Source organism: Shewanella saliphila (genome assembly GCF_014648295.1).
Lineage (GTDB): Bacteria > Pseudomonadota > Gammaproteobacteria > Enterobacterales > Shewanellaceae > Shewanella > Shewanella saliphila.
On record NZ_BMQV01000039.1, the window covers coordinates 1 to 25,297 of the forward strand.

At 42.2% G+C, this 25,297-nt stretch carries 19 protein-coding genes; 9 read left to right on the top strand and 10 right to left on the bottom strand.

Annotated features, from left to right (window positions below):
* Positions 1–987 precede the first annotated feature (987 nt).
* The 3 genes from putP to IEY48_RS15700 are packed head-to-tail and all read left to right on the top strand — an operon-like array spanning position 988 to position 4,848.
* On the top strand, positions 988–2,484 hold the full coding sequence (gene putP / locus IEY48_RS15690; protein WP_188922007.1) for a sodium/proline symporter PutP: 1,497 nt from the start codon (positions 988–990) through the stop codon (positions 2,482–2,484).
* Positions 2,485–2,497: 13 nt separating this feature from the next.
* A complete protein-coding gene (gene proB, locus IEY48_RS15695) occupies positions 2,498–3,604 on the top strand; it encodes a glutamate 5-kinase (protein WP_188922064.1) in 1,107 nt (368 codons plus the stop codon).
* The gene (locus tag IEY48_RS15700; RefSeq protein ID WP_188922009.1) at positions 3,601–4,848 is read left to right on the top strand and encodes a glutamate-5-semialdehyde dehydrogenase; all 1,248 of its coding nucleotides are present in this window, start codon (positions 3,601–3,603) and stop codon (positions 4,846–4,848) included. Before proB ends, IEY48_RS15700 begins: the two co-directional genes overlap by 4 nt.
* Before the next feature lie 64 nt (positions 4,849–4,912).
* Here the strand turns inward: IEY48_RS15700 and IEY48_RS15705 are convergent, their stop codons facing one another.
* Both IEY48_RS15705 and IEY48_RS15715 read right to left on the bottom strand, forming a co-directional pair.
* Positions 4,913–5,233, bottom strand: coding sequence for an NUDIX hydrolase (locus IEY48_RS15705; RefSeq protein ID WP_188922011.1), 321 nt, complete (start codon positions 5,231–5,233; stop codon positions 4,913–4,915).
* Positions 5,234–5,837: 604 nt separating this feature from the next.
* Complete coding sequence (locus tag IEY48_RS15715) at positions 5,838–5,984, bottom strand: hypothetical protein (RefSeq protein WP_188922013.1); 147 nt, start codon at positions 5,982–5,984, stop codon at positions 5,838–5,840.
* A gap of 260 nt (positions 5,985–6,244) precedes the next feature.
* Here IEY48_RS15715 and IEY48_RS15720 point away from each other — a divergent pair, with 260 nt between their 5' ends.
* The gene (locus tag IEY48_RS15720) at positions 6,245–7,426 is read left to right on the top strand and encodes a GGDEF domain-containing protein (RefSeq protein ID WP_188922015.1); all 1,182 of its coding nucleotides are present in this window, start codon (positions 6,245–6,247) and stop codon (positions 7,424–7,426) included.
* 54 nt (positions 7,427–7,480) lie between these two features.
* Here IEY48_RS15720 and IEY48_RS15725 read toward each other — a convergent pair whose 3' ends face one another.
* The 3 genes from IEY48_RS15725 to IEY48_RS15735 all read right to left on the bottom strand — a co-directional run bounded on the left by IEY48_RS15725 (position 7,481) and on the right by IEY48_RS15735 (position 10,175).
* Positions 7,481–8,716, bottom strand: coding sequence for a dicarboxylate/amino acid:cation symporter (locus IEY48_RS15725; RefSeq protein WP_188922017.1), 1,236 nt, complete (start codon positions 8,714–8,716; stop codon positions 7,481–7,483).
* A gap of 98 nt (positions 8,717–8,814) precedes the next feature.
* Entirely contained in the window at positions 8,815–9,105 is a 291-nt protein-coding gene (locus tag IEY48_RS15730; RefSeq protein ID WP_188922019.1) for a VOC family protein, read from the bottom strand.
* Positions 9,106–9,260: 155 nt separating this feature from the next.
* Positions 9,261–10,175, bottom strand: coding sequence for a LysR family transcriptional regulator (locus tag IEY48_RS15735; RefSeq protein WP_188922021.1), 915 nt, complete (start codon positions 10,173–10,175; stop codon positions 9,261–9,263).
* A gap of 147 nt (positions 10,176–10,322) precedes the next feature.
* Between IEY48_RS15735 and fdhD the strand changes: the two genes are divergently transcribed.
* Both fdhD and IEY48_RS15745 read left to right on the top strand, forming a co-directional pair.
* Positions 10,323–11,132: a formate dehydrogenase accessory sulfurtransferase FdhD gene (gene fdhD, locus IEY48_RS15740; RefSeq protein WP_188922023.1), complete on the top strand. Its 810-nt coding sequence runs from the start codon at positions 10,323–10,325 to the stop codon at positions 11,130–11,132.
* The gene (locus IEY48_RS15745) at positions 11,125–13,485 is read left to right on the top strand and encodes an FdhF/YdeP family oxidoreductase (protein ID WP_188922025.1); all 2,361 of its coding nucleotides are present in this window, start codon (positions 11,125–11,127) and stop codon (positions 13,483–13,485) included. The genes fdhD and IEY48_RS15745 overlap by 8 nt, the downstream gene beginning before the upstream one ends.
* Positions 13,486–13,597: 112 nt before the next feature.
* Here IEY48_RS15745 and IEY48_RS15750 read toward each other — a convergent pair whose 3' ends face one another.
* Positions 13,598–14,245: a DsbA family oxidoreductase gene (locus IEY48_RS15750; RefSeq protein WP_188922027.1), complete on the bottom strand. Its 648-nt coding sequence runs from the start codon at positions 14,243–14,245 to the stop codon at positions 13,598–13,600.
* Between the two features lie 213 nt (positions 14,246–14,458).
* Positions 14,459–15,004: a carboxymuconolactone decarboxylase family protein gene (locus tag IEY48_RS15755; RefSeq protein WP_188922028.1), complete on the bottom strand. Its 546-nt coding sequence runs from the start codon at positions 15,002–15,004 to the stop codon at positions 14,459–14,461.
* 390 nt (positions 15,005–15,394) lie between these two features.
* Here IEY48_RS15755 and IEY48_RS15760 point away from each other — a divergent pair, with 390 nt between their 5' ends.
* Positions 15,395–16,489 carry a PepSY-associated TM helix domain-containing protein gene (locus IEY48_RS15760; RefSeq protein ID WP_188922029.1) on the top strand — a complete coding sequence of 365 codons (1,095 nt, stop codon included), beginning with the start codon at positions 15,395–15,397 and terminating at the stop codon, positions 16,487–16,489.
* Between the two features lie 77 nt (positions 16,490–16,566).
* Here IEY48_RS15760 and IEY48_RS15765 read toward each other — a convergent pair whose 3' ends face one another.
* The gene (locus IEY48_RS15765; RefSeq protein ID WP_188922030.1) at positions 16,567–17,736 is read right to left on the bottom strand and encodes a lipid-transfer protein; all 1,170 of its coding nucleotides are present in this window, start codon (positions 17,734–17,736) and stop codon (positions 16,567–16,569) included.
* A 351-nt stretch (positions 17,737–18,087) separates the two neighbouring features.
* On the opposite strand from IEY48_RS15765, the gene IEY48_RS15770 reads away from it, so the two are divergent.
* Both IEY48_RS15770 and IEY48_RS15775 read left to right on the top strand, forming a co-directional pair.
* Complete coding sequence (locus IEY48_RS15770; protein ID WP_188922031.1) at positions 18,088–19,290, top strand: ammonium transporter; 1,203 nt, start codon at positions 18,088–18,090, stop codon at positions 19,288–19,290.
* Positions 19,291–19,649: 359 nt separating this feature from the next.
* Positions 19,650–23,240, top strand: a complete 3,591-nt coding sequence (locus IEY48_RS15775; RefSeq protein ID WP_188922032.1) for an FG-GAP repeat domain-containing protein — start codon at positions 19,650–19,652, stop codon at positions 23,238–23,240.
* Between the two features lie 118 nt (positions 23,241–23,358).
* Here the strand turns inward: IEY48_RS15775 and IEY48_RS15780 are convergent, their stop codons facing one another.
* Positions 23,359–23,607 (bottom strand): hypothetical protein, encoded by a 249-nt coding sequence (locus IEY48_RS15780; protein WP_188922033.1) that lies wholly within the window; start codon positions 23,605–23,607, stop codon positions 23,359–23,361.
* 125 nt (positions 23,608–23,732) lie between these two features.
* Complete coding sequence (locus IEY48_RS15785) at positions 23,733–25,136, bottom strand: hypothetical protein (RefSeq protein WP_188922034.1); 1,404 nt, start codon at positions 25,134–25,136, stop codon at positions 23,733–23,735.
* Positions 25,137–25,297 lie beyond the last annotated feature (161 nt).

The following is a 25,297-nucleotide window of genomic DNA, read 5'->3' on the forward strand; positions in this document are numbered from 1 at the left end:
CGGAAAGCGATTAATCCTACCGAAAAAAAGAAAGCGGAAACCATTTCCAAGACAAGTGCTATATAAAGCACCACGCTACCCCCATAAGAAAAGAGCCGCTCACTGTTAAGCGAGCGGCATTAAGCCCGAGTATCTGGATTTTCTCGAGATACTTTTGGTGGTCGACCTCTGCGAGGTTTGGCGTTTTCTACATTCATTAAGTACATATTAGACCGAACGTCTATTAAATAGCAATGTTCGATATTAAAAATCATGTAATGGTGCAATAAAACTCACATTTTCGTGATTCATCAGCAGCCCCAAAAACACCTGATGATACTCATATCACAGCCCAATTAGTTTGTGTCGAAATCATTTCAGATATAATAATTTGAGGTGTAACAAACACACTTAATTCCGCTTAAAGTGATTGGCTTAAATACTCGGCCGTACTGGTTAAAAAACATTCAAACACGGTGCGAGTGGCAGACAAATCCCTTTGATAAAAAACGAATTTGATCGAACAATTTAACCTTTAAGAGTCGGTTTTATCGTTAAAAACGCCGATTCTCTCCAAGAATACTAATAGATTAGAAAAAATCATTTATAAAAAATAATGTGGCGCTTGCCCTTATAGGCTATGGGGTGTGAGCCAGCACAATGAGTGTAACTTAGTCCAAAAGCTGTGCTTTAAGGTGCATTCGATTGGAATCAGGCAGGCAAATAGTGTTAATATAATTAGACCACTAACTAATTTAGTGGTTTTTTTATTGCTATTTTTTAACTATTTATTGCTAACACCAATATTTATTCGCTCAGGAGGGCACAATGTCGACTGACATTCAGACGGAAGAAAATCTCATCACAAAACTTTGGCATAAATCAGTTTCGAAGCTCACATATGCAACACAACTATTGTGCTTATTTGCCATCTTAAGTACCTATCTCTTTGTCATGTTGAAACCTAATGGGATTCAAAATAACAAAGCGTTAGGAGGCCAGTAGTTCATGCATTATTTAACGTATGTCTCTTTAGCTATTTATTTCATCGTTATGCTTTGCATTGGTCTGTTTGCTTTTAAGAAGTCAACCAGCGACGTGTCTGGTTATATTCTTGGCGGCCGTAAAGTGAGCCCACAAGTTACTGCATTATCTGCAGGCGCATCTGACATGAGTGGTTGGATGTTAATGGGTTTACCTGGTGCGATGTTTTTAGTGGGTTTTGAAACCCTCTATATTGCGATTGGCTTATTAATTGGTGCCATGGTTAATTACCTATTGGTTGCACCTAAGCTTAGGGTGTATACCGAAGTGGCAAATGACGCCCTGACCATCCCTGAGTTTTTTGCTAAACGCTTCCATGCTCCAAACAGTCATATCCGTATTATTGCCGCGGTTATTATTGTTATCTTCTTTACCCTATACACTTCAGCAGGCTTAGTGGCTGGCGGTAAATTATTTGTGTCAGCGTTTGATCTCAATTATGAACTAGGCCTAATCGTAACCTTAGCTGTGGTGGTGTCATACACCTTACTCGGTGGCTTTTTAGCCGTCAGCCTCACTGACTTTGTTCAGGGCTGTATTATGTTTGTCGCTTTAGTCTTGGTGCCTGTTGTGGCATATCAAGAGTTTTCTAACGCCGACAAAATGATGAGCTTTGCTTATGAGTCAATTCCACAGTTTTCTGAAGGCATGCAAAACGTCACCATGCTGGGGTTAATCTCTAGCTTGTCTTGGGGTTTAGGCTACTTTGGTCAACCACACATTATTGTGCGTTTTATGGCGATTCGGTCAGTATCAGACATTAAAGCCGCTCGCCGAATTGGTATGAGCTGGATGACGGTAACGATTGTTGGCGCACTTGCTACTGGTCTTGTCGGTATTGCATACGCAAACAAATTCGACATGAAATTAACTGACCCTGAAACCATTTTCATTGTGTTTTCAGAATTGTTATTCCACCCTTTAGTCAGCGGCTTTTTATTAGCAGCGATTTTAGCTGCAATCATGAGCACGATTTCATCACAGCTTTTAGTGTCTTCTAGTTCTTTAACTGAAGATATCTACCGTGTGGTTTCAAAGAAAGAAGCAACCGAGCAAGAAATGGTGAAAATGGGCCGTTTCGGTGTTGCAGGCGTTGCGATTGTGGCCAGTTTATTAGCACTTGATCGCTCAAACAGCATTTTATCGTTAGTCAGTAATGCTTGGGCTGGTTTTGGCGCTGCATTTGGTCCTCTTGTTTTGTTTAGCCTTTATAAGCACAACCTAACCCACAAAGCTGCCGTTGCAGGTATTGTCTCAGGTGCGGCTACCGTCCTATTTTGGATATATGCCCCTGTGCTGGCCGATGGCAAAGCGCTCTCTAGCTTAATGTACGAAATGATCCCAGGCTTCATTGTAAGCAGTGTTGTTATTTGGGTAACAAGTGCATTAGATACTGACCCTTGTAAGAAAACAGTTGATACCTTCCATGAAGCCGGCCGCGTATTAGCTGAGCAGAAATAATTAAGAGGATATGATGTCAACTTCACATTGGAAACGCATTGTCGTTAAAGTGGGCAGTGCACTTATTGCGCCTCATGAACAAGGCTGTAGTAGCCATTATTTATTAGGTATAGCCCAATTTATCGCAACGTGTCGCGCCCAGGGCTGCCAGGTAGTATTAGTCTCATCGGGTTCAGTTGCTGCAGGCAAACACCGTTTTTCTGATATTGCAGAACCTAGTGTTTCACTCAAAAAAGCGATGGCTGCAGCAGGCCAGGCAGACATGATGGCCACATGGGACAAGCTATTTGATTTTGCTTCTGCACAGTTATTAGTGACTCACGGAGACTTACGTGATCGTGAGCGCTACGTCAGTATTAAAGACACCATCTTTACGCTGTTAGATCATGGTTTGTTACCCATCATCAATGAAAACGATGCCGTAACAACCGATAAGCTACGTGTTGGCGACAACGATAACTTATCGGCCATGGTCGCGGCGGCCGCAGATGCTGATGCACTGATTATTTGTTCAGACGTCAAAGGCTTGTATACCAAAAACCCTAATTTGCATGATGACGCCAAACTCATCAAACAAGTGAGCGATATCAACCCAGATATTTATGCTATGGCAGGCGGCGCAACCAGCAGCGTAGGTACTGGTGGAATGCGCACCAAAATCCAGGCGGCTGAAAAAGCCATTTCACACGGTATTGAAACCATGATTGTTGATGGATTTGATGCTGATACGTTTAACCAACTTCTGAAAGGTCAAAATCCAGGGACTTTATTTACCCCGTATGATGAACCGATGCAGGAACATTTGCATTGGATGACTCATACCTCTCAAGTGCAGGGTGAATTAATTGTCGAAAATGATTTTGACAGTGACCTCGAAGAACAAAATTCGCAGCTGACCAGTGACGATGTAGTCGCCGTAAAAGGTAACTTTTCCGTCGGTGATACCATTTTAGTGCGTAAAGGCGATGGCACTAGATTGGCAAAAGCCAAATCAAATTACAGCAGTTGCTTACTGCATTTTATTTCTGATCAAGAAGACCAAGAGTTTGCTAATAATGCTCAGCAGAAAACGGGCCCTTTAATTTCAGACAAGAACATCGCCATTTTGGAGAAAACATGAGCTTAATAAAGACCTTATCTCAAAATGCCGCTATTGCAGCACAATCACTTGCCATTTTAGACGAGCAAGTAAAAAACACCATTTTACTCGACATGGCACGTGCACTACGTGCGCACAGTGATGAAATTATTAAGGCTAACCAATTGGATTTAGCCAATGCTGAAAGCGCCAACATGGGCTCGGCAATGTTAGACCGTTTAACATTGAATAACGACCGTATTGAATCAATGGCTGCTGGTATTGAAACCGTAGCATCACTGCCCGACCCTGTCGGTATTGAACGCGATTTAGGCCAACGTCCAAATGGATTAAGCATTCGTAAAATGCGCGTACCATTAGGTGTGGTTTGTATGATTTACGAAGCGCGCCCAAATGTAACTGCTGATGCCGGTGCCTTATGCTTTAAATCAGGTAATGCGGTAATTTTACGTGGCGGTAAAGAAGCGCTGCACTCAAGTAAAATGATTGCTTCTATTTTGCAAAAAGTGCTCGAAGTGTATCAGTTGCCTCCTGCGCTCATTACGGTAGTACCCGATCCTGATCGCGGCTTAATGATGGAACTGATGCAGCAACGTGATTATATTGATGTGATTATTCCACGTGGCGGTGAAGGCTTAATTAACTTTGTCACCGACAACAGTAAGGTGCCGGTTATTCAGCACTTTAAAGGTGTTTGCCATTTATATGTTGATAAGGATGCCGATCTTGAGATTGCCATGGCATTATTACTCAATGGTAAAACCCAGCGTACCGGCGTATGTAACGCGCTAGAAGGTTTAGTGGTTCATCAAGATGTGGCTGCTGCGTTTTTACCAAAAGTGGCTCAAGCACTGGCCGAACACAAGGTAACGATTAACGCTTGTCAGCAGGCAAAGTCATACTTTGACGCTTGTAACGTCATGAATGATGATGACTTTGGTCAAGAGTACTTAGACCTTGAAATTGCCATTAAGCAAGTGGATGACTTTGACGGTGCGATTAATCATATCCGTCGTTTTGGTAGCCATCACACTGAAGTGATTTGTACTCAAAATGAATTGACTGCAGCACGCTTTCAACGCACCGTTGATGCCTCTGTAGTGATGGTGAATGCATCATCTCGCTTCTCTGATGGCAGCGAGCTGGGTCTTGGCGCCGAAATTGGTATTGCTACCAGTAAGCTGCATGCTTACGGCCCTATGGGACTAGAGTCACTCACCACTGAAAAGTACCTAGTGAGTGGTGTTGGCCAGGTGCGCGCATAATCTTATCTAACATCAGTCTGTTAACACAGACTGATAAATACAAGCTGATACAAGGGTGATAACCCTATAACAGTTCTTGTTTAATTAGCTTTAATAAAAAGGTCTCTCGTTCTATCGAGGGGCCTTTTTTGTTGCTGTTTGTCATGGTGTCGAGGTTATGTTGAATCGCGGCATCAATATCCATCCAAACTGGTGTCATCCCATTGCTAATTTCATGCGCTTCAAACTGTGGCTCAGCGAGCTCATCAGCAATTGTGCACACATAACAGTAAGACAGCATGTTTACCGACTCAAAGCCATCTCTGCGCCACGGACGATATTCTTGATACAAGCCAAACGGAATGACATCACCCACCACTTGCGCGCCGGTTTCTTCTAATACCATTCCGCGTTAGTAAGTGATTTCTCAGCGAGAATTTAAAAGGGCTTAAACAAGGCGAATGACTGAATGAATAGTTATTCTCTTTCGAAGTCATGCAACGCAGTATAAGCCCTTTTAAAACTCGCCTGAAAGGAATGCCCCAGCGGCTTTTGCTCTGCGTTCTCGCTATTTGAAAGGGAACAACCATTACTACATAGCGACGCCTTAATCAAAAACCGCTGGACGCATTCTGAGTGGTCACTTATTAATGCGGAATGGTATAACTCACGAATTAAGCCCTGCTCAATATGCTCACCGTCATCAACTCCACCACCGGGTAATGAGTAATCATGATAGCGTTTGGGTAAATACCCAATCGACTTGAAGATACGTGTTTCAGAGCTTCACCGTGTTTTCAATACTAGGCGCGTTAATGTAGTAATGTAGGTACCTTAAAAATTAGCGCAACAACGTAGTGGGAACACGGTGAAACTCCCAGAGGGCAAGTTTTACACGCGTTTATGCTGCGGCTTTTGTTAATTTAGCTGATTTTGGAAAGGGAACAACCATTACCCGCAATCAATGCATTGCCTAAACGCGTGTAAATTCTTGCTGAAATCGAGCATCTTCAGGTTGATTGGGTATCCAACATCAAAATCTGATTACCGCGCAGCACAATCGCTCGTGCGGCCAAACGCGTTAGCATGGTCGATGGATTATTGTTGATGAAATCGACAGGCGTTTCAGTATGATAGTTCGTGGTTAAATGGCGCATTATTTAAGAGCTCATTGCAATAAAAGGCGCATGATACGATGCTGATACACTCGCTTCAAGTTTACTGTATGGAATTAATAAGGATTGGTATTATATAAAACGATTTGTGATGCCTAAGGCAAAAGCAACTTTATTATTCACTCTTAACTGGTATTCATGGGAATATATGACCAAATGTTCAATTTCAACTAAACTTTTAACATTGACTTAAGTCAATGCTTCATCAATAACATGAGCTGACAAACCATGAATGTAAATCTATGCTAAAATTTTGGTACAAACAATTTCCTCAGTATCCATCTGATCATCCAGATTATTGGCGGATCAGATTTATAGAGCATGCTTTGCTTATTACAAGTTGCTACTTTCTTATACTGACTTTAATCAATATATTCTTGTTTTCAGGCTTTAAATACGCCTTGTTAGATGCTTCAGGTTTAGCCTTCTCATTAGGTATTTATTTCAGATTTCGCCAAACAGGCCAAGTAAAAGTCACTGCATGGGCTGCCACTCTTATGCTGACAGGCTTAATTATGTTGTTTGTAATCTCAACGAAGGGACATGCCCACACTCTCCTTTGGGCAACGCTTATTCCGCCATTTTCATTTTTTCTTATCGGTAGAACTTGGGGCTCTTTTATTTCAGGCTTAAGTTTTGTCATTTGCGCCTTATTAGTTTTTCAGCAAATTCAAAATCCTGAGCCAGTGACGTTTGGAAATGGCTCCTTGTTTAATGTTATAGAAGTGTGCATAGCCCAAATTTTACTATTTCGATTTTATGAAAAAACGCGTTTTTCAGCTTATCAAAAATTAACTTTACGTAATTTAGAAATTCAAAAAATGGCAGAATTAGACAAGTTGACAGGATTATATAACCGCGAGAAGTTGGATAACGTACTCGATAAACTATTGGCAATGTCTGCGCTAAAAAGTAATACAAAGAGTACTCATAGCGCCACTAATATCTCAAAATCTAGCTCACTAGATTCGTCGGTTATTCATTCGAACCAAACTGACAACATGACAATCAACGACACCGAAAAATCGGTGACTTCTGAGTATCCCATTTCTATCGCCATTATCGATATAGATCATTTCAAACGTATTAATGATAATCATGGTCATTTAATCGGTGATAAAGTCCTGTGTGAGCTAGCAAATTTACTACAAGGTCAAATGCGCAATGATGATCTATTAGCGCGTTGGGGCGGGGAAGAGTTTGTGATGGTATTACCCAATACCACGTTGGCAGATGCGACAGAATTATCCGAAAGATTACGTCTACATATCGCCCAGCACAATATTCAAGACATGGCATTAACCATCAGCTTAGGCATAGCCCAATACGGCCAAGATGATAGTGCTTACAGCTTATTAGATCGTGCAGATAAAGCCTTATACCAAGCAAAGTTTCGAGGACGTAATTGTGTCGCTGTAGCCTAAGAAATCACACCAAAGTCAGCAATGATCTTTGGTGTAACACGTTTAAGTTCACAATTAATCCAGCTCACCTAGTCCGTTATCAGGTATTTTCACCGCATAATGTTTGCCATTAATTCGCTCAATAATTTGCGTTGCTGTTAGGTCATGCACCACATTTATCACAGTAGAGGTGGCATCTGTAATCGCACCAATCACGACTAAAATCGGGATCACCTCCATTGGTAACCCTAAGGTGGTCACAATAAAAATCTCACCTAAAAATGCCCCACCCGGTACGCCGCCAATCACAAAAGCCGACAACACCGAAATCAAAATGGTCAGCATAAATACATCAGTAGTGAAATCGAGTCCCAATAAAGAATAGATAAACACAATCTTTAATGCGGTAATCGCCGCGGCACCGCCTTTGTTTAAATTAACCAGTAACGGCAAGCTGATTTCAGCAATTTGCTCATTCAATCCCATCTTTGTCGCGCTACGTATCGTCACAGGTAAGGTGGCTAATGATGAACTGGTACCCAAAGCGGTCACGGCAGGCTCAAGCATGTGTTGCCAAAATTGTTTAACCCCTTTTACCCCGCCGCCAATCCACGCATATAGCGTTGAGCCTACGGTTAAATACAGCGCCATGGCAACAAAAAATAACCCCACAGCCCGAGCAAATGTGCCCATTAACTCAGTGTCTTGACTGGCCATGGTTGCAGCAAAGTAAGCCCCTAAGCCAATAGGTGCTACGTACATTAATATTGAAATGACTTTCATAATAACCGTATTAACACTATCCAAAATACGGCTGACTACGAGACCATCTTCACCAGACTGGCCAATGGCTACGCCGCCAATCACCGACATGATGATTAACGCCAAAATATTCGACTTAGACAATAACCCGACAAAATCATTGGTGGTTAATAAGCTCACAAAATCCATACTGCCTGATGCAGCATCGACCGTATTAGCCAAATCTAAGGTCACGCCTTGAGCCGGATCGTAAGCGAGCGCTAATAGCACGACGCCAACGGATGGCACAATCGCCATGACAATCGACACCGCCATAATCGACACTAATATGGAACCTAACTTTTTTAAGTCGGTCATATGAGCAATCGACGACATCACGCTCACCGCAACTAATGGCACGATGATCATAAACAGCAAATTTAAAAATATTTGCCCAATGGGTTTGAGCTTAATCGCCCACTCAGGAAACAAACCACCAAATAGACCGCCTATGAGTAACGCACTTAATAAAATAATGGACGAGCGATAAGCACGTAGGCTTCTCAACATATCAATTCCTAAAACATGAAAAATACAAGGTTAATAGCAGATAAGCTAAATGACGTTAAAATATGACACAAATCTAAAGTGATACCAATCGCAAAAAATTAAGGTTGAGCCTGAATCTCGATAATCAGGTTTTCAGATCCGCGCACAAAAATTTGTTTTATTAACGTGCCAGGGACTTCGCCCATTGAAAACGCTAAATCGAGCTTAGCAATGCGCTGCATTGTTTCCTGATAATTGTCGCTAGAAAAGCTGACATGATGGACAATATTTTGCTCTTGCTCAGTGGTGGCTGGTGCCTGATGGTTAGCAAAAATATGGATGACATCTTTATCGCCAGCAAACAAAAAATAGTTGTTAAAGCCTAAACGAGGCCGGCGCCCATGCGTCAATCCTAAGGCGTGTTTATCTTTGTTTATTTTTTATATTGAGAGCTAAAATGGCATTAGGCAAGGCGGATAATTGTGGACATAATTGCTCGACGTCGAGATTATCCAACGCAATAAACGCCCTAAATAGATAATCAACTGAACAAACCGCAAATAGGCTATAGCGTCGAGTTAACCTCAATCAAACGGATAAACGCTTTCATCGCCACTGACACGCTATATTTACGGGCCATAAATACCGTATCGCCAGACTCAACATCTAATAATGTTTGAGCATGAAGGTTATGTAATTGCTTAGCCGACTTAGCTATTCCGCCACTCACAATCGCATACCCTAGCCCCTGTTTTACCGCACTGACGAGATGAAACAGCGAGTCGGTTTCTAATACAATATTAAAGCCGCCTCCAGCTTTTTCTATCGCATTATCAATGTATTGCCTAAATTGCATGTTTTGACTTAATAATATCAAGGGCACAGATTTAAGCTGAGTTAATGGTAACGCTTGTTGTGACATGACATGTTGTGGCGCGGCTAGATCAAGAAGCATAGGCTTAAGCGACAAAACCGCCAAAGGATGACCGGGTTGAGGGTAAAACTGAAGCTGTCTGCGGCTTGATTCGCTGATGCTCTCATCAAAACCTAAACCAATATCCATTTGATGCAAAGTGAGTTGTTCTAGCAGCTTTTCGTTAGTGGTGACGTGTAATTTAATCGATATATGCGGATGTAACTGAGTAAAGTGTTTAATGATTGGCATAATATCAACACTGGATTGCGGCACAATGCCAATATTAAGCGACCCCTTTAATGGTCCAGTAAAAGCACTGATCTCTTGCTTTAATGCAGCCTCATCTAACAGCATCTTTTCTGCATACAGCTGTACAACACTGCCCGCTTCAGTTAACGCCACAAATTGACTACCACGGACCACCAGCTCTGTGCCAAAGCGTTTTTCGAGCGCATTAATACTGGCTGATAACGTTGGCTGGGTAATATGACAAGCCTTAGCCGCTTTAGCAAAATGCTTATGTTTAGACAACTCATGAAAGTAGTGTAACTGCCGCAAATTCATCTAACCACGCAACCTCTAATATAAAATCAAGCTATCAATTTAACCTTATTAATAGATAAAAACTATCAATCTATAAAATAGTTTGATTGGAATTGTATTTTAGCTCTCCATAAAATGTGACCCACTTCAAATTTTAAGGCTAAAAGTATGAATGCGTCATATAAATGGTCACCGTCAATTGAACACTTGGTAGAAGAAGCCGCCGCGGCAATTAATCTCAATGGCATCAATTATGCTGTAATGATGATCACCCCAGACAACATTGAAGACTTTGCCATTGGCTTTTTGTTTTCCGAGGCCATTATTCAACATGACCATGATGTTCACGACATTCAAGTCAGTAAATCAGAACATGGATTTAATATCGATGTCACAATCGCAAATCGCTGTTTATACGCATTAAACAGCAAGAAGCGTCGATTAGTCGGGGCCACAGGTTGCGGTATTTGTGGGGTTGAAGCTATCACCCATGCATTGCCAGAATTAACCATATTACCTGCCACTCGCCCAATTGAATTATTAGATGTCGACGCCCTCAAACTGCAAATTGAAGAGCATCAACTCAAAGCTCAACAAAGCGGTGCCATTCATGCGGCTTTAGCCTTAAATGCCCAGGGCAACATCATTGCTTGCCGTGAAGACATCGGCCGTCACAATGCCTTAGATAAATTAATCGGTATGTTAGTTAGACAGCCAAGCTCATTGTCTGAGTGCAACGCATTATTAATGACCAGCCGTTGCAGCAGTGAGTTGATTCATAAAGCGGTGCAACTGGGCGTAAATAACTTAATTAGTTTAGCGTCACCCAGCCAGTTGGCGGTAAAACTGGCGTTAAAGTACAACCTCAATATTATTCATATCCCCAAGTATTCAGCACCCATTTATTACTCTAATTTTCAAGCCAACATCAATTTAAGCAGTTTGCCTGTTAGTCCATTCGGAGCCATTAATGTCTAACCATATCGAAAAACCTAGCAAAGCCGGTGGCTTTCCCTCAATACAAGCCACATTAAGCCATGTATTACGTAGCCAACGCACCAAGCAAAATCTCAAAAATTTATTACGCGTTAATCAAACCGATGGGTTTGACTGCCCAGGTTGTGCATGGGGTGACAACAAGCACGGCGCATTTCAATTTTGTGAAAATGGCGCCAAGGCCGTTGCATGGGAATCTACGGGCAAAGGCGTTGGTAGTGAGTTTTTTGCTCAGCATTCGGTACGCCAATTAGCTAAGCAAACCGATTACTGGCTAGAGTATCAAGGCCGCTTAACCGAACCGATGCGCTACAACGCCGCAACCGATCATTATGAGCCAGTGAGCTGGACCGACGCTTTTAGCATTATTGCCGACAAGCTCAACAGCTTGTCTAGCCCTAACCAAGTAGAGTTTTATACCTCTGGCCGCGCCAGTAATGAAGCATCATACCTTTATCAATTATTTGGCCGTTTATACGGCACGAATAATTTTCCAGACTGTTCCAATATGTGTCACGAAGCCAGTGGCGTCGCACTAACAAAAGCCATAGGTATAGGCAAAGGCACTGTGGTATTAAATGACTTTGATGCCGCTGAAGCCATTTTTGTGTTTGGCCAAAATCCTGGGACAAATCACCCACGGATGATGAATGCGTTACGTAAAGCCGCTAAACATGGCTGTAAAATTGTCACCTTTAATAATCTTAAAGAAGTCGCCTTAGAAAAGTTTGCCAGCCCACAAAGCCCAATCGAACTATTAACCCCTGCAGCCACCACCATTAGCCATCAATATTTAACCCCTAAACTTGGCGGCGATATGGCCGCGGTGCGCGGTATGGCAAAGTACATTATTGAACAGCGCCAAGACAAAATTGATCATGGATTTATTGAGCAACACAGCGCCTTTTTTAATGAGTATCAACAGAGTGTTAAGCGCACTAGTTGGCAGCAGATTGAGCAACAATCAGGACTCACTAGAGCAGATATTATTAAAGCGGCAATCTTATTTAGCGGCAGTAAATCCGTGATCAGTTGCTGGGCAATGGGATTAACCCAGCACAAGCACTCTGTCGACATCATCCGCGAAGTGATTAATCTGCATTTGTTGTGCGGCCAAATAGGTAAACCGGGTGCCGGCTTGTGTCCAGTACGAGGCCACAGTAATGTGCAAGGAAATCGCACCATGGGGATTAACGAAAAACCATCGAATGAGTTTATTGCTCACTTTGATAACTTTTTTGATACTCGCTTTCCACGCCAGGCTGGTCACAACGTAGTAGAAGCGCTTAAAGCGCTACAAACAAAAGACAGTAAAGTGCTTATCTGCCTTGGGGGCAACCTTGCTGCAGCTGCACCCGATACCGACTTTACCTATCAAGCCATCCGCAATGCAGAGCTTAACGTGCAAATCAGCACCAAACTTAATCGCAGCCATTTACAAGTGACACAAGATGCACTTATTTTGCCTTGCCTAGGCAGAACAGAATTAGATGTTCAACGCAGCGAGATTCAAAAAATTACCGTTGAAGACACCTTTAGTATGGTACACGCCTCAACGGGCATGACCGAGCCAGTGTCAGAGCTGTGCTTGTCTGAAATAGACATCGTCGCCCAAATGGCCAACGCCACATTCCATCATCGAGATTATCACCACTTTGCAGGTGTTCAACAGGCTAAGACTCAAAGCGCGGCCACAAAAATTGATTGGTTAGCATTACGAGATGACTACGGACTGATCCGCCAATTAATTCAAAACACCATAAATGGCTTTGAATACTACAATCAACGTATTGAACAACCTGCCGGGTTTTACCTTGGCAACAGCGCCGCCAGGTTTGTATGGAACACTCAAACCAAACGCGCAGAGTTTAACCCGAGCAACTTGCCAGACTCAGTGATTGCCGACTGTTCAAGTGATGCCCAATTACATGGTTCACAAAGCACACAACAGCCGATATTATTGCTGCAAAGCTTACGTTCACATGACCAGTACAACACCACAATTTACGGCATGGATGACAGATACCGAGGCATTAAAGGCAAACGAAATGTACTGTTTATCAATCCACAAGATGCACAAAACCTCAATCTGGTTGAAGCGCAGTTAGTTGATTTACAATCTATTGCTAATGACAATATCGTGCGTAAAGTGTCTGGGTTTAGCGTGGTACTTTACGATATTCCACAAGGTAATATTGCCGCCTATTACCCCGAGACTAACCCATTGGTATCAATCAACAGTGTCGGGATAGACTCTTACACCCCTACCTCTAAATCTATCCCGGTAGTCATCACACCTTCCACCAAACCGGTGATTAATGTGGCGCAAGTGTAAGTTGTAGCCAGGTAATTGGTTATCGATACAACCTTGTGCAGCTTGCATTGGGTTGTATCGATGAATGACTAAACGTATAAACGCTAAATGTATAAACAGGAACGCAGGGCCATTAACGCTGAGCAATCAAATCAGTCAGAACTTGCTTATAAGCCTCTACTGGATGCGCTCCGGTTAAAGCACTCGATTGATTAAAAATAACCGTCGGTACGCCCGAAATACCAAGTTGTTGCCAATGTGCTTCCTTAGCGCGGACTTGCTCAGCCACAGCGCTATTGTCTAATAGGCTCAATGCCTCTTTAGCATCAATCCCCACTGCACTAAGCTCTTGAGCAAGAATACTGCGGTCTGAAATATCTTTATGCTCAGTAAAAAAGGCACTAAATAAACGCATTTTTAGCTCAGTTTGCTTACCTACCTCTTTGGCATATTCCAACAACACATGCGAATCTAAGGTATTAACCATTTTCATCTGTTCAAAATAGTCAAAAACAAAGCCATGCTCAGCACCTTGTTGGGTAATATTGGCTCGGGCACGAATGCTGCCTTCTGGGGTCGTACCGTATTTTCTGGCCGAATGCTCACGCAGATTTTCACCTTCTGGCGGCATCGTTGGATTTAACTCAAAAGGTTGCCATTCAATATCGACTTGATCTTGTAGTCCAAGCTCGTTGATTGCCGCCTCTAAATGCTTAAAACCCACAATGCACCATGGACATACTACGTCTGAAATAATATCGAGCTTAATTTTTGTGGTCATTTTACTGTCCTCGTCGCTAGAGTTTTTACGATGCTCGAATAAAAAATACCAATGCCATTTTGCGATAACGCTGACATTGGTATTCATTTTATCTATTCACAATAACTGCTGAATGTGTCGCTAACCGTTACTTCCAAGCAAACTTTTTAAATACGTCATCAGTTGGAGTGTGGGCAACATCATTGGAATAGCTGGTGTAGTTACTGATCACTTTTACTTCCAAGCAAACTTTTTGAATACGTCATCAGTTGGAGTGTGGGCAACATGGTTGGTGTAGTTACTGATCACTTTTTGTGACAAGCCTAAAATGATTTCTAACACTTGTTGCTGTCCGTAACCTGCTGCATAAAAGGCTTCAAGTTCAGCCTGCGAAATATTACCGCGGCTACGCACAATGCTTAATGTGGCATCGTGTAGCGCTTGTAATTTAGCGGTAGGCATAGCAGTTTGGTTGCGCAATGCCTCCGTGATCGCTGGGTCAACATTCATTGAATTGGCAATAGCGGTATGTGCAGGAACACAATAAGTACATTCATGCTCAACGTTAATGGTTTGCCACACTACGGTTAGCTCTTCTGCGTCAAATGACGAGTCTAAAAAGAACTGATGTAACTGCTGGTAAGCTTTTAATGTGCTTGGTGATTCAGCTAATACGGCAAACAAATTAGGTACCATGCCCATTTGTTTTTTAGCACCTTCAAGGATTGCTTTACTTTCTTGTGGGGCGCTTTCTGCAGTATGGATAGTAAATGAAGTCATAATATTCTCTCGTGTCGATTAATAAATTGTAGTGCTGCGTTTCGAATTGAGTTCACTATAAAACAATTTGAACATTCGCTCAAGTTTATTTTGATCGATCACTCAAGAACATATCTAAAATAGGAATTGAATGAATAATTTAATATAAAAATTAGGGTATTAGAGAAAAGCTGCGTTGAAAAATATATGTTCACTTATGTCCATAAACCTCAATATGTCACTTAAGTTCTGTTGTTTAAGCTATTTTGCTGTTATCCAGCGATCTTTACACTTCTTTAATTGAACATTTAATTGAGATTAATTATCATTACCGCCACTTTTTATTTACCACAATCACAGTATAAAAACGCAATAAAATCAGCTTTTTGTAATGTAATTTGAGCACACAACATGAATATGGTTTCGGCATTAAAATGGCTTCATAACTGGGTAGGCTTTGTTATTAGCATCACCATGTTAATAGTACTGACTACAGGGGTTTATTTAGGCAGCGTAGATTTATTAAAACGCACAGACAGTTTAGGGCAAACCTTTACCCCGCTGACCCTAGAGCAAAAAGCCGAGACGGTAGCAACGGTATTTGAACGCCACCCTGAAATGAGCACGGTACGTTTTCCAACACAACATACACCTTATATCCAAGCCAGTACACGCGGTAAAGCTATCGCATTAGATAACGACCTCAATGAGCTTGCTAGCAGCGCTTCATTTGACCTGCCTTTTTATGAAACCGCCTTTTGGTTGCATCGTAATTTTTTAATCGACAACGGCGGTAAATACATCAATGCATGGGCCTCTTTGGCTGGTGGTATGGTCACCTTGATTGGGATTTATTTATGGTGGCGAGTACGTAATGGCTTTCGCTTAAAGCAAACGTTGCCCAAAAATACCCGTTCAAGCAGCTTGCTTAAAAGCCACATTCAATTGGGGCTGTTTATCTCAATACCATTGTTTATTTTATGTGTGAGCGGATTTTTAATTACCTACAATAGCTTATGGACTGGGGCGTTAAATAAAAAGCCGGCCGTCCAGTCATTTCCGGTAAGTCAGGGCAATAATTGGTTAAGCCAACTCACGAGTGCCCAACAAGTTTGGCCAAACGCAGAGCTAGTATCAGTAAGTAAACCTCGCTCAAAACGAGGTAAAAAAACGAACCCCAAAATGCAGGCCAATGCGAACAAACCAGTGGCACAGATATTCTCAATTCAATTTGACGAACATCCAGGCGTTTGGTTAAGAGAAGCCGATCGCATTAGTATTAACCATACAACGGGCGTTATTGAGTCGGCATTAAAACACAGTGATAGACCTTTATCGGGCAGGGTTGCCAGCTTTGTACGCCCACTGCACGATGGGTTGAATATGCCGGCCAGTTATGTAGCATTTATTACATTAGTCTCATTGATTGGCACAGGTATTTTATCGTTTAGTCTGGTGACTTTTTGTCGCCGTAAATTTGGCAATAAAGCGAAAAAAGCCGCTTAACGGGGTCTAACGTTAGCCCACAATGCTGTGCGATATGTTTCGCGCAGCATTGGCGGTTTTACGGCGCATAAACATACCTAGAACCCGTATAATGTCACAACCACTGCACCGCCTAGGCCAACATTATGTTGCAGTGCCAGCCTCGCGTTTTCAACTTGTCGTTTACCTGCTTGCCCGCGCAAATGCCAGGTTAGTTCGGTACATTGTGCAAGCCCCGTTGCCCCGATGGGATGCCCTTTTGACATCAAACCACCCGATGGCCCAATCACATATCGTCCGCCATAAGTATTGTCTCCATCGGCAATAAATTGCGCAGCCTCACCTTCAGGACACAGCCCTAGAGCCTCATAAGTAATCACCTCATTTGGGGTAAAGCAATCATGTAATTCAATCACATCAATATCGCGAGGGCCAATACCGGCATCGCAATACACTTGCTCAACCGCTTGTTGAGTCATGGCTTTACCAACTGCATTAATAGGGTCTTGCCACGAAAGCTCGGTGTCGGTCGCCATCGCTTGGGCAATAATGTTTACTTTAGATGTGATGCCGTGTTGGCGGGCAAATGTCTCGCTGCACACTATGGTGGCTGCTGCGCCGCATGTTGGCGGACACGCCATTAAGCGCGTGAGGTAATTGTCGTATATCACCTTATCGTCGAGCACTTGCTGGTAAGTTAATGGCGTTGAAAACATTGAGTATGGATTATTAATGGCATGCCTACGTGACTTTTCGGCCACCTTAGCAAAAAGGTCGGCGTCCACTTGATATTTATCCATATAATGGCGGCCTGCTGCACCAAACGCACGTAAGGCAATTGGCCCTTGTGGCGCATTGAATTGCTGTAAAACAGGATCGAGTCGCTCAAATGGGCTTTCTCTGTCTTGCCAGTGTGAACCTAACGCGCCAGGCTGCATTTCTTCAAAACCAAACGCTAATGCACACTCAACCTGACCCGATAACACCGCCTGGCGAGCCAAAAACAACGCGGTTGAACCACTCGAGCAATTATTATTCACATTAATAATTGGAATACCGCTTTGAATTACATCATAAAAGGCGTGCTGGGCACAGGTACTGTCACCATAGATGTAAGCGCCATACGCCTGGCCAATTGTCTTAGCATGTAAACCCGCATCGGCTAATGCCAACTTAATGGCTTCGGCTGCCATGACCCGATACGGCGGTTGTTGGCCCGGTTTACAAAATGGGATCATGCCCACCCCAGCGACTCTCACTTTGTTCATATCACTCCCGTTAAGACAGCTAGTCTTTCATGCTGAGTTCAGAATACTCGATACGCCCTCAAAAGTTAATGCATTGTTAAAAACGCCCTTTCATAGCGCACCACATTGGCGCGACAGCGCACCAAGACGTGACATTAAATGCAAGAGCATTAGTTTACCTCCGTGTTTTTAGCGCCTAAAACGCTCACCAAACGCACCGCCATTGAGCATTATCACGAACATTTCAGCAACATATTCAGACATTTGCACCACAAAGGGTCGATAAGTGTTCAGCACCTTTGCGATTTAGGAATGGCTTTTGCTTTATAAAAGCATGAATTTCAACAGAGAAATGTTTTTTTGGGAACTAAAATGAACAATATTAGTGATGCAATTGGGGTTATTGCACAAAGTGCTGACACTTTATTTATCTTACTTGGTGCAATCATGGTGTTAGCCATGCACGCTGGCTTTGCATTTTTAGAAGTCGGTACCGTCAGACACAAAAACCAGGTTAACGCCCTAGTTAAAATTCTAACGGACTTTGCTTTTTCAGCTATTGCCTACTTTGTCATTGGTTATCAAATCGCATACGGCAGCCACTTTTTTGCCAGCGCTGAAACATTAGGGGCTGATAACGGCTATCAGTTAGTCAAATTCTTCTTCTTACTCACTTTTGCTGCCGCAATTCCAGCCATTGTCTCAGGCGGCATTGCCGAACGCGGTAGTTTTAGGCCCTTCTTATTTGCCTCGGCCATGATTGTTGCTTTTGTATACCCGTTATTTGAAGGCATTATCTGGAATGGTAATTATGGCTTTCAAGCCTGGTTAGAAAATCAATTTGGTGCGCAATTTCATGATTTTGCCGGCTCAGTTGTGGTACACGCTATGGGCGGCTGGCTTGCACTAGTGGCCATTTATTTACTTGGCGCTCGCCGTGGTCGTAAACCCGGTATTGCGTTCGCCCCGTCTAACATTCCCTTTTTAGCATTAGGTTCATGGGTACTCATTGTGGGTTGGTTTGGCTTTAACGTGATGTCAGCACAAACACTCGATGGCATTAGCGGTTTAGTGGCAGTCAATAGCTTAATGGCCATGGTCGGCGGCACGGTTATCGCACTGATTGTCGGTAAAAATGACCCTGGGTTTATCCATAACGGACCATTGGCAGGCTTAGTTGCCGTGTGTGCAGGCTCAGATTTAATGCACCCTGTTGGCGCATTTGTTGTCGGCGGTGTCGCGGGCGGTTTATTTGTGTGGGTGTACACTAAATTACAACGCAGCAGCAAAATAGATGACGTACTGGGTGTATGGCCACTTCACGGTTTATGTGGTGTGTGGGGCGGCATTGCGGCAGGCATTTTTGGTCAACAAGCATTAGGCGGCCTTGGCGGGGTAAGCATTATGTCGCAGCTTATTGGCAGTGTGGCCGGTGTGATTGTTGCTTTAGTTGGCGGTCTTATTGTTTACGGTATCGTCAATAAAGTCGCCAGCTTGCGCTTAAGCCAGGAAGACGAATTTATTGGCGCCGACTTAGCCATCCATAAAATTGGTTCAACCAATTCAGACAAGTAGTTAACACATCATAAAAAAGGCAGAATATCGATTCTGCCTTTTTTGTCGCTTAACTTATCGTCCCAGCGTTAGATCGCCACCCAACCATCCTATTGATAAACACGGCTAAAAATAAGTTTAAGCATTAAAAATCATAGCCTTAAAAATCACATTATTCATCCAGGCTCACCCAAAATAAACACGTCAACTTGTACGGCATATCAGCTTTGCATTCAGTGCCATTGGACTTAATAAAATTACTGTTTTAAGCGTAAATTTACATTGCAAAGAATATGGCTTAACCCTAGTATACTCAACAAAAAACCAACACAAAATTTACATTTAACATGTACTTTTTCGGCATTACACAAGGATGAAAAATGTTAACGAAAGCCCACACTTCGCTCGCCGTTGCGATTTTATTTTCCCTTACAGCTTGTGGCGGTGGCGGAGACTCCTCTGACACCTCTGCTGAAACACCAGATAATCCAACGGGCACAAGCTCACAGTCTGATATTATTAAAAATGCCAATAACTATAATGCCATTGAGCTCGAAAACGCTGCGACACAATTAGTCGACGCACGCTACACTGGCAGCAAATCATTGACGACATTAACCCTCGAAAATACCCAACATGTGTTTAAAAAAGTGGTTGTTGGGGAAGGTGTTTTACTGCCTAACTTACATTTAGAAGAGCTTGATTATAATATTAATGACTCTGGTAAAGTGGATTTTACAGCACAGTGCTCTACTTCAGGCAGTATCAAATTTAAAGGTCAGTTAAGTAGCCAATTTACCGGTAACCTTGCCGTTACTTACAATAATTGTAGCGACAGCTATAGCAAAAATGTAACTGGCAATATGGCTTTTTCGATAAAAACGGCCACAGACAGCCAATACAATTTTAGTTTTAACTTTGATAATTTATCTTGGAAAGAAGGCTCGATCTCAACTTCGCTGACAGGCACTTATGGGATTAATAGCCAAGAAACACCCAATACAGACCAATACAGTAATAGCATCAAAACCAATCTGCTTTATACCTACTCAGATCAAACTCAAGCGCTTTTCAAGGTCACTGAAACTCAATCCTATCAAAATAACCAATTTAATTGGGTCATTTCAGGAGCTTATTTTCATAGTGCTTTAGGCCAATTCAACATATCGACTAATGCCTTAGGCGGAAATTTAGAACAAGGAAAGATCATATTTAAGGGCACTAATTCGTCTACATTGGAGTTTTGGAATGGTCCGGTAAAATACACTCAAGATACAGACAATAATGGCATTGATGATGTAGGCACTTACTTTTCATCTATTAATGACCTAATTAACAGCAACTTATCAAATAAACAGCTTGTTGATGTGACAAAAATGTCATTGCCTCCTGAAGTTTATGCGCCGAGCGGTAACAATTACCAGCTATATACATCAACACCACTGACAGTGTCACCTGGGCATTATTACGATCCAGATAACAGCAATGATCAGCTCACTGTCAGTTACCGCTGGTACATTAATGGCCAGCTTGTTAGCGGGCAAACCAGTTACGTTCTGCCAGCTCATATTGCTGTTTATGGGGATGAAGTTAAAGTGGCAATGGTCGTCTTTGACGGTATTAACACTGTGGAGAGTGATTACTTTTTCTTTACTATTAACGACTCACCCGCACAATTTAATGCCGTTAACCTCCCAAGCCACATTCAATCGGGCCAAACCGTGCAATTTAGTGCATTACTCACCGATCCAGACAATATAGATCCATCTAAAATTGGCTCGTTAATTTCAGGACCGAGCGGCGCAACCATCGACAGCCAAGGTCTTGTTACCTGGCAAGTAGGCAACGACTATATGTTTCCCCTACAAAGTGTCGACTTTGTTTTTGCTCTTACCGATTCAAATGGCAATATCCTCGAATCGGCGTCGGTTTCACTCGATGTAAACGCAGACCAACCTTTACCATTAACTCGCTCAGGCATTGAAGTCCCTCGTAACGAAAAATCAATGTGGATGGGAGATTTTGATGGTGACGGTAACAACGAGTTGGTATCGACTGATAATAATAACAGGCTGTTTATGTTAACCGAACAAAATGGCAGTTACATACAAACTTGGTTTTATCCATTTAAATTAGCCACTAAAGGCAGAATACAACAAGTTCTGGTTTTTGATACCGACAAAGATAATCGTGATGATATTGTGGTGATTACAACACACGGTATCAGCGTAATTAATGATTTAAATGCGTTGTCATACGAATTATTCTCGACCGATGATACGATCTTCAGTGCTGCAATCGATGATATCGATAATGACGGGATCCCAGAAATTGCTTATTTACATACCCGAGAGTTAAGTGGCTACGATGCTGAATCTCTGCTCAGTGTTATCAGCATGTCAGCGCCTTCTGAGGCACTATTTTCGGTCAACATTGATGCTCAACAGGTCATTTTTGCTAATGTAGATCTGCAAGCAGGTCTTGAACTTATTACCAATAGCGGTTTGGTTTATGATACTCAAACTTGGCAAAACAAATGGGCTAACAGCATGCCATTTGGAGACAGAGTTCTGACTATAGGTGACTACAACGGCGATGGCGTTAATGAGATTGCCGGCGGTAATTACTGGTCTACGGTCAGTATTTACTCAGCTGTCAATAAGTCGCAATTAGCCACAGTTGAAGTATTTAATACTTGTTCAATCAATACCATGAATTTAGATGATGACGCCGCCGACGAATTAGTGGTGGGCGAATGTCAGTCTGGAGAAGTGCATGCTTATAACTTAAATAATAATGAGCTCTCAGAAATATGGTCTTTATATACTCCACACTCTGGCGTAAGTTCGTTAACTGTCGGCGACTCTGATAATGATGGTGAAGACGAACTTCAGTGGGGGCTTGGCACAATGGACACCGGCGAAGACCGTTTTATTGTGGCTGATATCGGTATCAATACCATCGACATTAAACAAACACTCCCAACGATTCAATTAGACTCCTTTAGCAGTGCTGGGTGGTCAACCATCACTGATAATGATGAAAAAGCCGTATTCTTTGTCCCGCAAACCGGAAGTGGTTATGACGGAAGCCGAGTCCTTAGCATGGCAACAGATGGTTCTTACCAATTGAGTGAACAAATATCCTCGAACTGGGACAAGAGCTTCCATACCGTAACCACTGATTATAACCACGACGGTTTTGGCGATTTATTATTACCAACGACTGATTATTACGACGGACGGATGGGTGTCATGCAGTTATTTGACTATAGCTTCCACTGGCAATCTACCACCAGCAGCCAATCTGATATTGGCGTGATAAAAGCATTTGATATTAACCAGGATGGTTTTGAAGATGCCATTTATGCCGATGGCAAGACACTTAAAATCGTTAATATTGAAGATCAAAGCTTGATTGCCCAATACAGTTTTGAAAGCAATATTACCGACTTTGTCATCAATGAAAAAACCGTTATTGTGGCTCGAGATAATATCGTAAGCCTTTTAACGTTAAACACGAGTTCATTGTCAGAGCAATCGTTTATAAATCAAAACTGCCAGTATTTAACGTTAATTAACAAAGACAGCGATGCACAACAAGAACTCATGTGTATCAACACTGATCATTATGAAAATAACAGTGATATCTATACATACGAAATAGCCAACTTAACGCTTGTTGAAAAAGACACTAAAACCATCAAGCGTTCAATTTATGGTATTGCTATCGATGAGACCACCAGCAGTAACCAAGGCTATTTTGTCGCCGTGCAAGTCGGGCAAGCATACTACAGCGAAGAAGATACTGATTATCATATTGAAAAACATGATGTTAACAGCAATGTGATTTGGAGAAGCCCAAGTTTAATTGGCCAACCATCTGAACAAGGGCTTAAAGCACGTTATTCAAGTAATAAAGGAGTTGAACTGATGCTGTCGACCAACAAGGCAATGTATCTAATTAATTAACTTTAGCAAGGGATAATAAACCTTAGGATAATGCAGCACCATAACCATTAAAAAAGGCAGAATATCGATTCTGCCTTTTTTGTTTAAACGGTATTCGTCTTGATTTGACCTAGGGTCATCAGTGCTTAGACTTAACCCCATTTTTAACCATATCTTGACCTGTTTCAAAAATTTCAGGGGTCACCCAGCGGCCAAGTAAAAGCTTATGGTTATCACCAAATACCGCAACAAAATGACGACCATCAGCATTACTGGTTGCCATGCCAACGCCAGCAACACCTTCTAAACCTAAACCGCCCTTTTCAACTAACACTAAAAAGCGTTCTAAATCGGCTAAATTATCAATCACATCATTTTCAATATTCATATACTTCCTAACCACTTTATATCAGAACTTGGACGCTACTTTAGCGCATTAAACCACAATAATCTTCTCTTTATCCGTGGCAGTTTCACCCTTAACGTCACTTTTCTCTTTCATGAATATCTAAGTTAAAAGTGTAACGTGAGATCAATTAACTGCGCATCATCATCGTATGAATCAAAATTAATCGACAACATTACCCCCCCTTCAGTCAGCATAATGTTATCAAAATTATCTTCTGCATTTGGGTATCGCGCTAACAATTCAGACTTAATAGTGGGCAAGTTGTAACTAGCAAGCACTGCATTAAATTCACTCATCGTTTGCGCGCCAAACATCGACTCAGTAATTTTGATTGAGTTAACGACACCTTGGCGGTCAAACCCTAATAACACATTACTATTGACCAACACTTTTGCACCACTTTCAATTAATTGAATTTGGTTACTGAGCTGCTGTGGTTGCAAGGTATAAGCTTGTGGTGATGTTAATGTCAGTAGTGTTGCGATATCAATATTATCAAAATTGCCGAAGTTAACCTGATGCTCATCGATTGTTGTTAACGGTAAAATAGCAAAGCTGTTCAGCCGAGAAACCGCCTCTTGAGACACGCTTTCATTATAGTCTTCAAAAGTTAATAACAAGCGGCTATTTTTACCTGAAACACTGTAAACATCACCTTGTTTTTTAAGCGCTAAATGCGCTTTAACACTATTGAGTTCATCACCTTGATGCACCTTGTTTGCAATCACCCAATTATCGCTGTCATAGTTTTCACTTAAAGGGATTTGATTTTGACCATGACCATTTAACAGCCCCAAATCTTGAGTAATCATCGCGACACGATTGTCTTTAATCACAAACCATAAACTGCGCCCATAACCATAAACACTGGCACCATTGTCGAGTTGCAATTGAATACTGTGAGGGCCTAATGCAAGTAATAAATCATCAACTGAGTCACCAATGTGTATGCCATAGGCACTGTCGGTAGTAATAAGCGCATCAGGTGCTTGATGTTTTTGCGCTTGCTTTAATACATTGCCCTCGTTTGGCATCGTCAACTTAACAGTGGTTTGGGTATACGAAACAGCTTTACCCTTACTGTTATAAGGCGTGGGGTCGCTGCTAAGTTGCGTATCGTCACACAAGTTAACGTATTGCGCAGTGGTAATCACATGGATTTGTTGGGTGTTCGACTTAGCTCGGTTACTGCCATCTTGCAGAGCAATACTTCGGTCAATTCCGCCCACCGTTAATCTATCAATAATAACCGCATCCGCGCCAGCTGCTGAGGCTTTGCGTTGTATTTCCACCAAGGCTTGCTGCACATACGCATCACGATGGGACAATACGTCACCATTAGAGGATTTCAGTAAATCAGGGTCAATGTCGTAAACCATTTTATCATTGGCGGTATTGATAGTTTGCGGGCTGCAAAGGGGATAAAAATCTAAAATAGGCGGTAATTCATTGGCAAATGTGGCAGGGCTAAAAGCCGCTAAACAAACAATATAATGTGAAAACTTCATGAATCTTCCTTGAGTTAAATACGTGTTTTTATATTGCGATAACACTTATAAGTGACTCTACCCTAATGTGAAATATGGTGACTGTAAACTCATCGGCGTTATTGATGCCTAGGAAGATAATCTAAAAATGAATAAATAAGCCCCCTACTACTATTTCATCA

What these genes read in the sequence shown, in the direction of transcription:
- putP (WP_188922007.1), top strand. Translation starts at nt 988, where the DNA reads ATGCATTATTTAACGTATGTCTCTTTAGCTATTTATTTCATCGTTATG.
- proB (WP_188922064.1), top strand. Translation starts at nt 2,498, where the DNA reads ATGTCAACTTCACATTGGAAACGCATTGTCGTTAAAGTGGGCAGTGCA.
- IEY48_RS15700 (WP_188922009.1), top strand. Translation starts at nt 3,601, where the DNA reads ATGAGCTTAATAAAGACCTTATCTCAAAATGCCGCTATTGCAGCACAA.
- IEY48_RS15705 (WP_188922011.1), bottom strand. Translation starts at nt 5,233, where the DNA reads ATGGTATTAGAAGAAACCGGCGCGCAAGTGGTGGGTGATGTCATTCCG.
- IEY48_RS15715 (WP_188922013.1), bottom strand. Translation starts at nt 5,984, where the DNA reads ATGCGCCATTTAACCACGAACTATCATACTGAAACGCCTGTCGATTTC.
- IEY48_RS15720 (WP_188922015.1), top strand. Translation starts at nt 6,245, where the DNA reads ATGCTAAAATTTTGGTACAAACAATTTCCTCAGTATCCATCTGATCAT.
- IEY48_RS15725 (WP_188922017.1), bottom strand. Translation starts at nt 8,716, where the DNA reads ATGTTGAGAAGCCTACGTGCTTATCGCTCGTCCATTATTTTATTAAGT.
- IEY48_RS15735 (WP_188922021.1), bottom strand. Translation starts at nt 10,175, where the DNA reads ATGAATTTGCGGCAGTTACACTACTTTCATGAGTTGTCTAAACATAAG.
- fdhD (WP_188922023.1), top strand. Translation starts at nt 10,323, where the DNA reads ATGAATGCGTCATATAAATGGTCACCGTCAATTGAACACTTGGTAGAA.
- IEY48_RS15745 (WP_188922025.1), top strand. Translation starts at nt 11,125, where the DNA reads ATGTCTAACCATATCGAAAAACCTAGCAAAGCCGGTGGCTTTCCCTCA.
- IEY48_RS15750 (WP_188922027.1), bottom strand. Translation starts at nt 14,245, where the DNA reads ATGACCACAAAAATTAAGCTCGATATTATTTCAGACGTAGTATGTCCA.
- IEY48_RS15755 (WP_188922028.1), bottom strand. Translation starts at nt 15,004, where the DNA reads ATGACTTCATTTACTATCCATACTGCAGAAAGCGCCCCACAAGAAAGT.
- IEY48_RS15760 (WP_188922029.1), top strand. Translation starts at nt 15,395, where the DNA reads ATGAATATGGTTTCGGCATTAAAATGGCTTCATAACTGGGTAGGCTTT.
- IEY48_RS15765 (WP_188922030.1), bottom strand. Translation starts at nt 17,736, where the DNA reads ATGAACAAAGTGAGAGTCGCTGGGGTGGGCATGATCCCATTTTGTAAA.
- IEY48_RS15770 (WP_188922031.1), top strand. Translation starts at nt 18,088, where the DNA reads ATGAACAATATTAGTGATGCAATTGGGGTTATTGCACAAAGTGCTGAC.
- IEY48_RS15775 (WP_188922032.1), top strand. Translation starts at nt 19,650, where the DNA reads ATGTTAACGAAAGCCCACACTTCGCTCGCCGTTGCGATTTTATTTTCC.
- IEY48_RS15780 (WP_188922033.1), bottom strand. Translation starts at nt 23,607, where the DNA reads ATGAATATTGAAAATGATGTGATTGATAATTTAGCCGATTTAGAACGC.
- IEY48_RS15785 (WP_188922034.1), bottom strand. Translation starts at nt 25,136, where the DNA reads ATGAAGTTTTCACATTATATTGTTTGTTTAGCGGCTTTTAGCCCTGCC.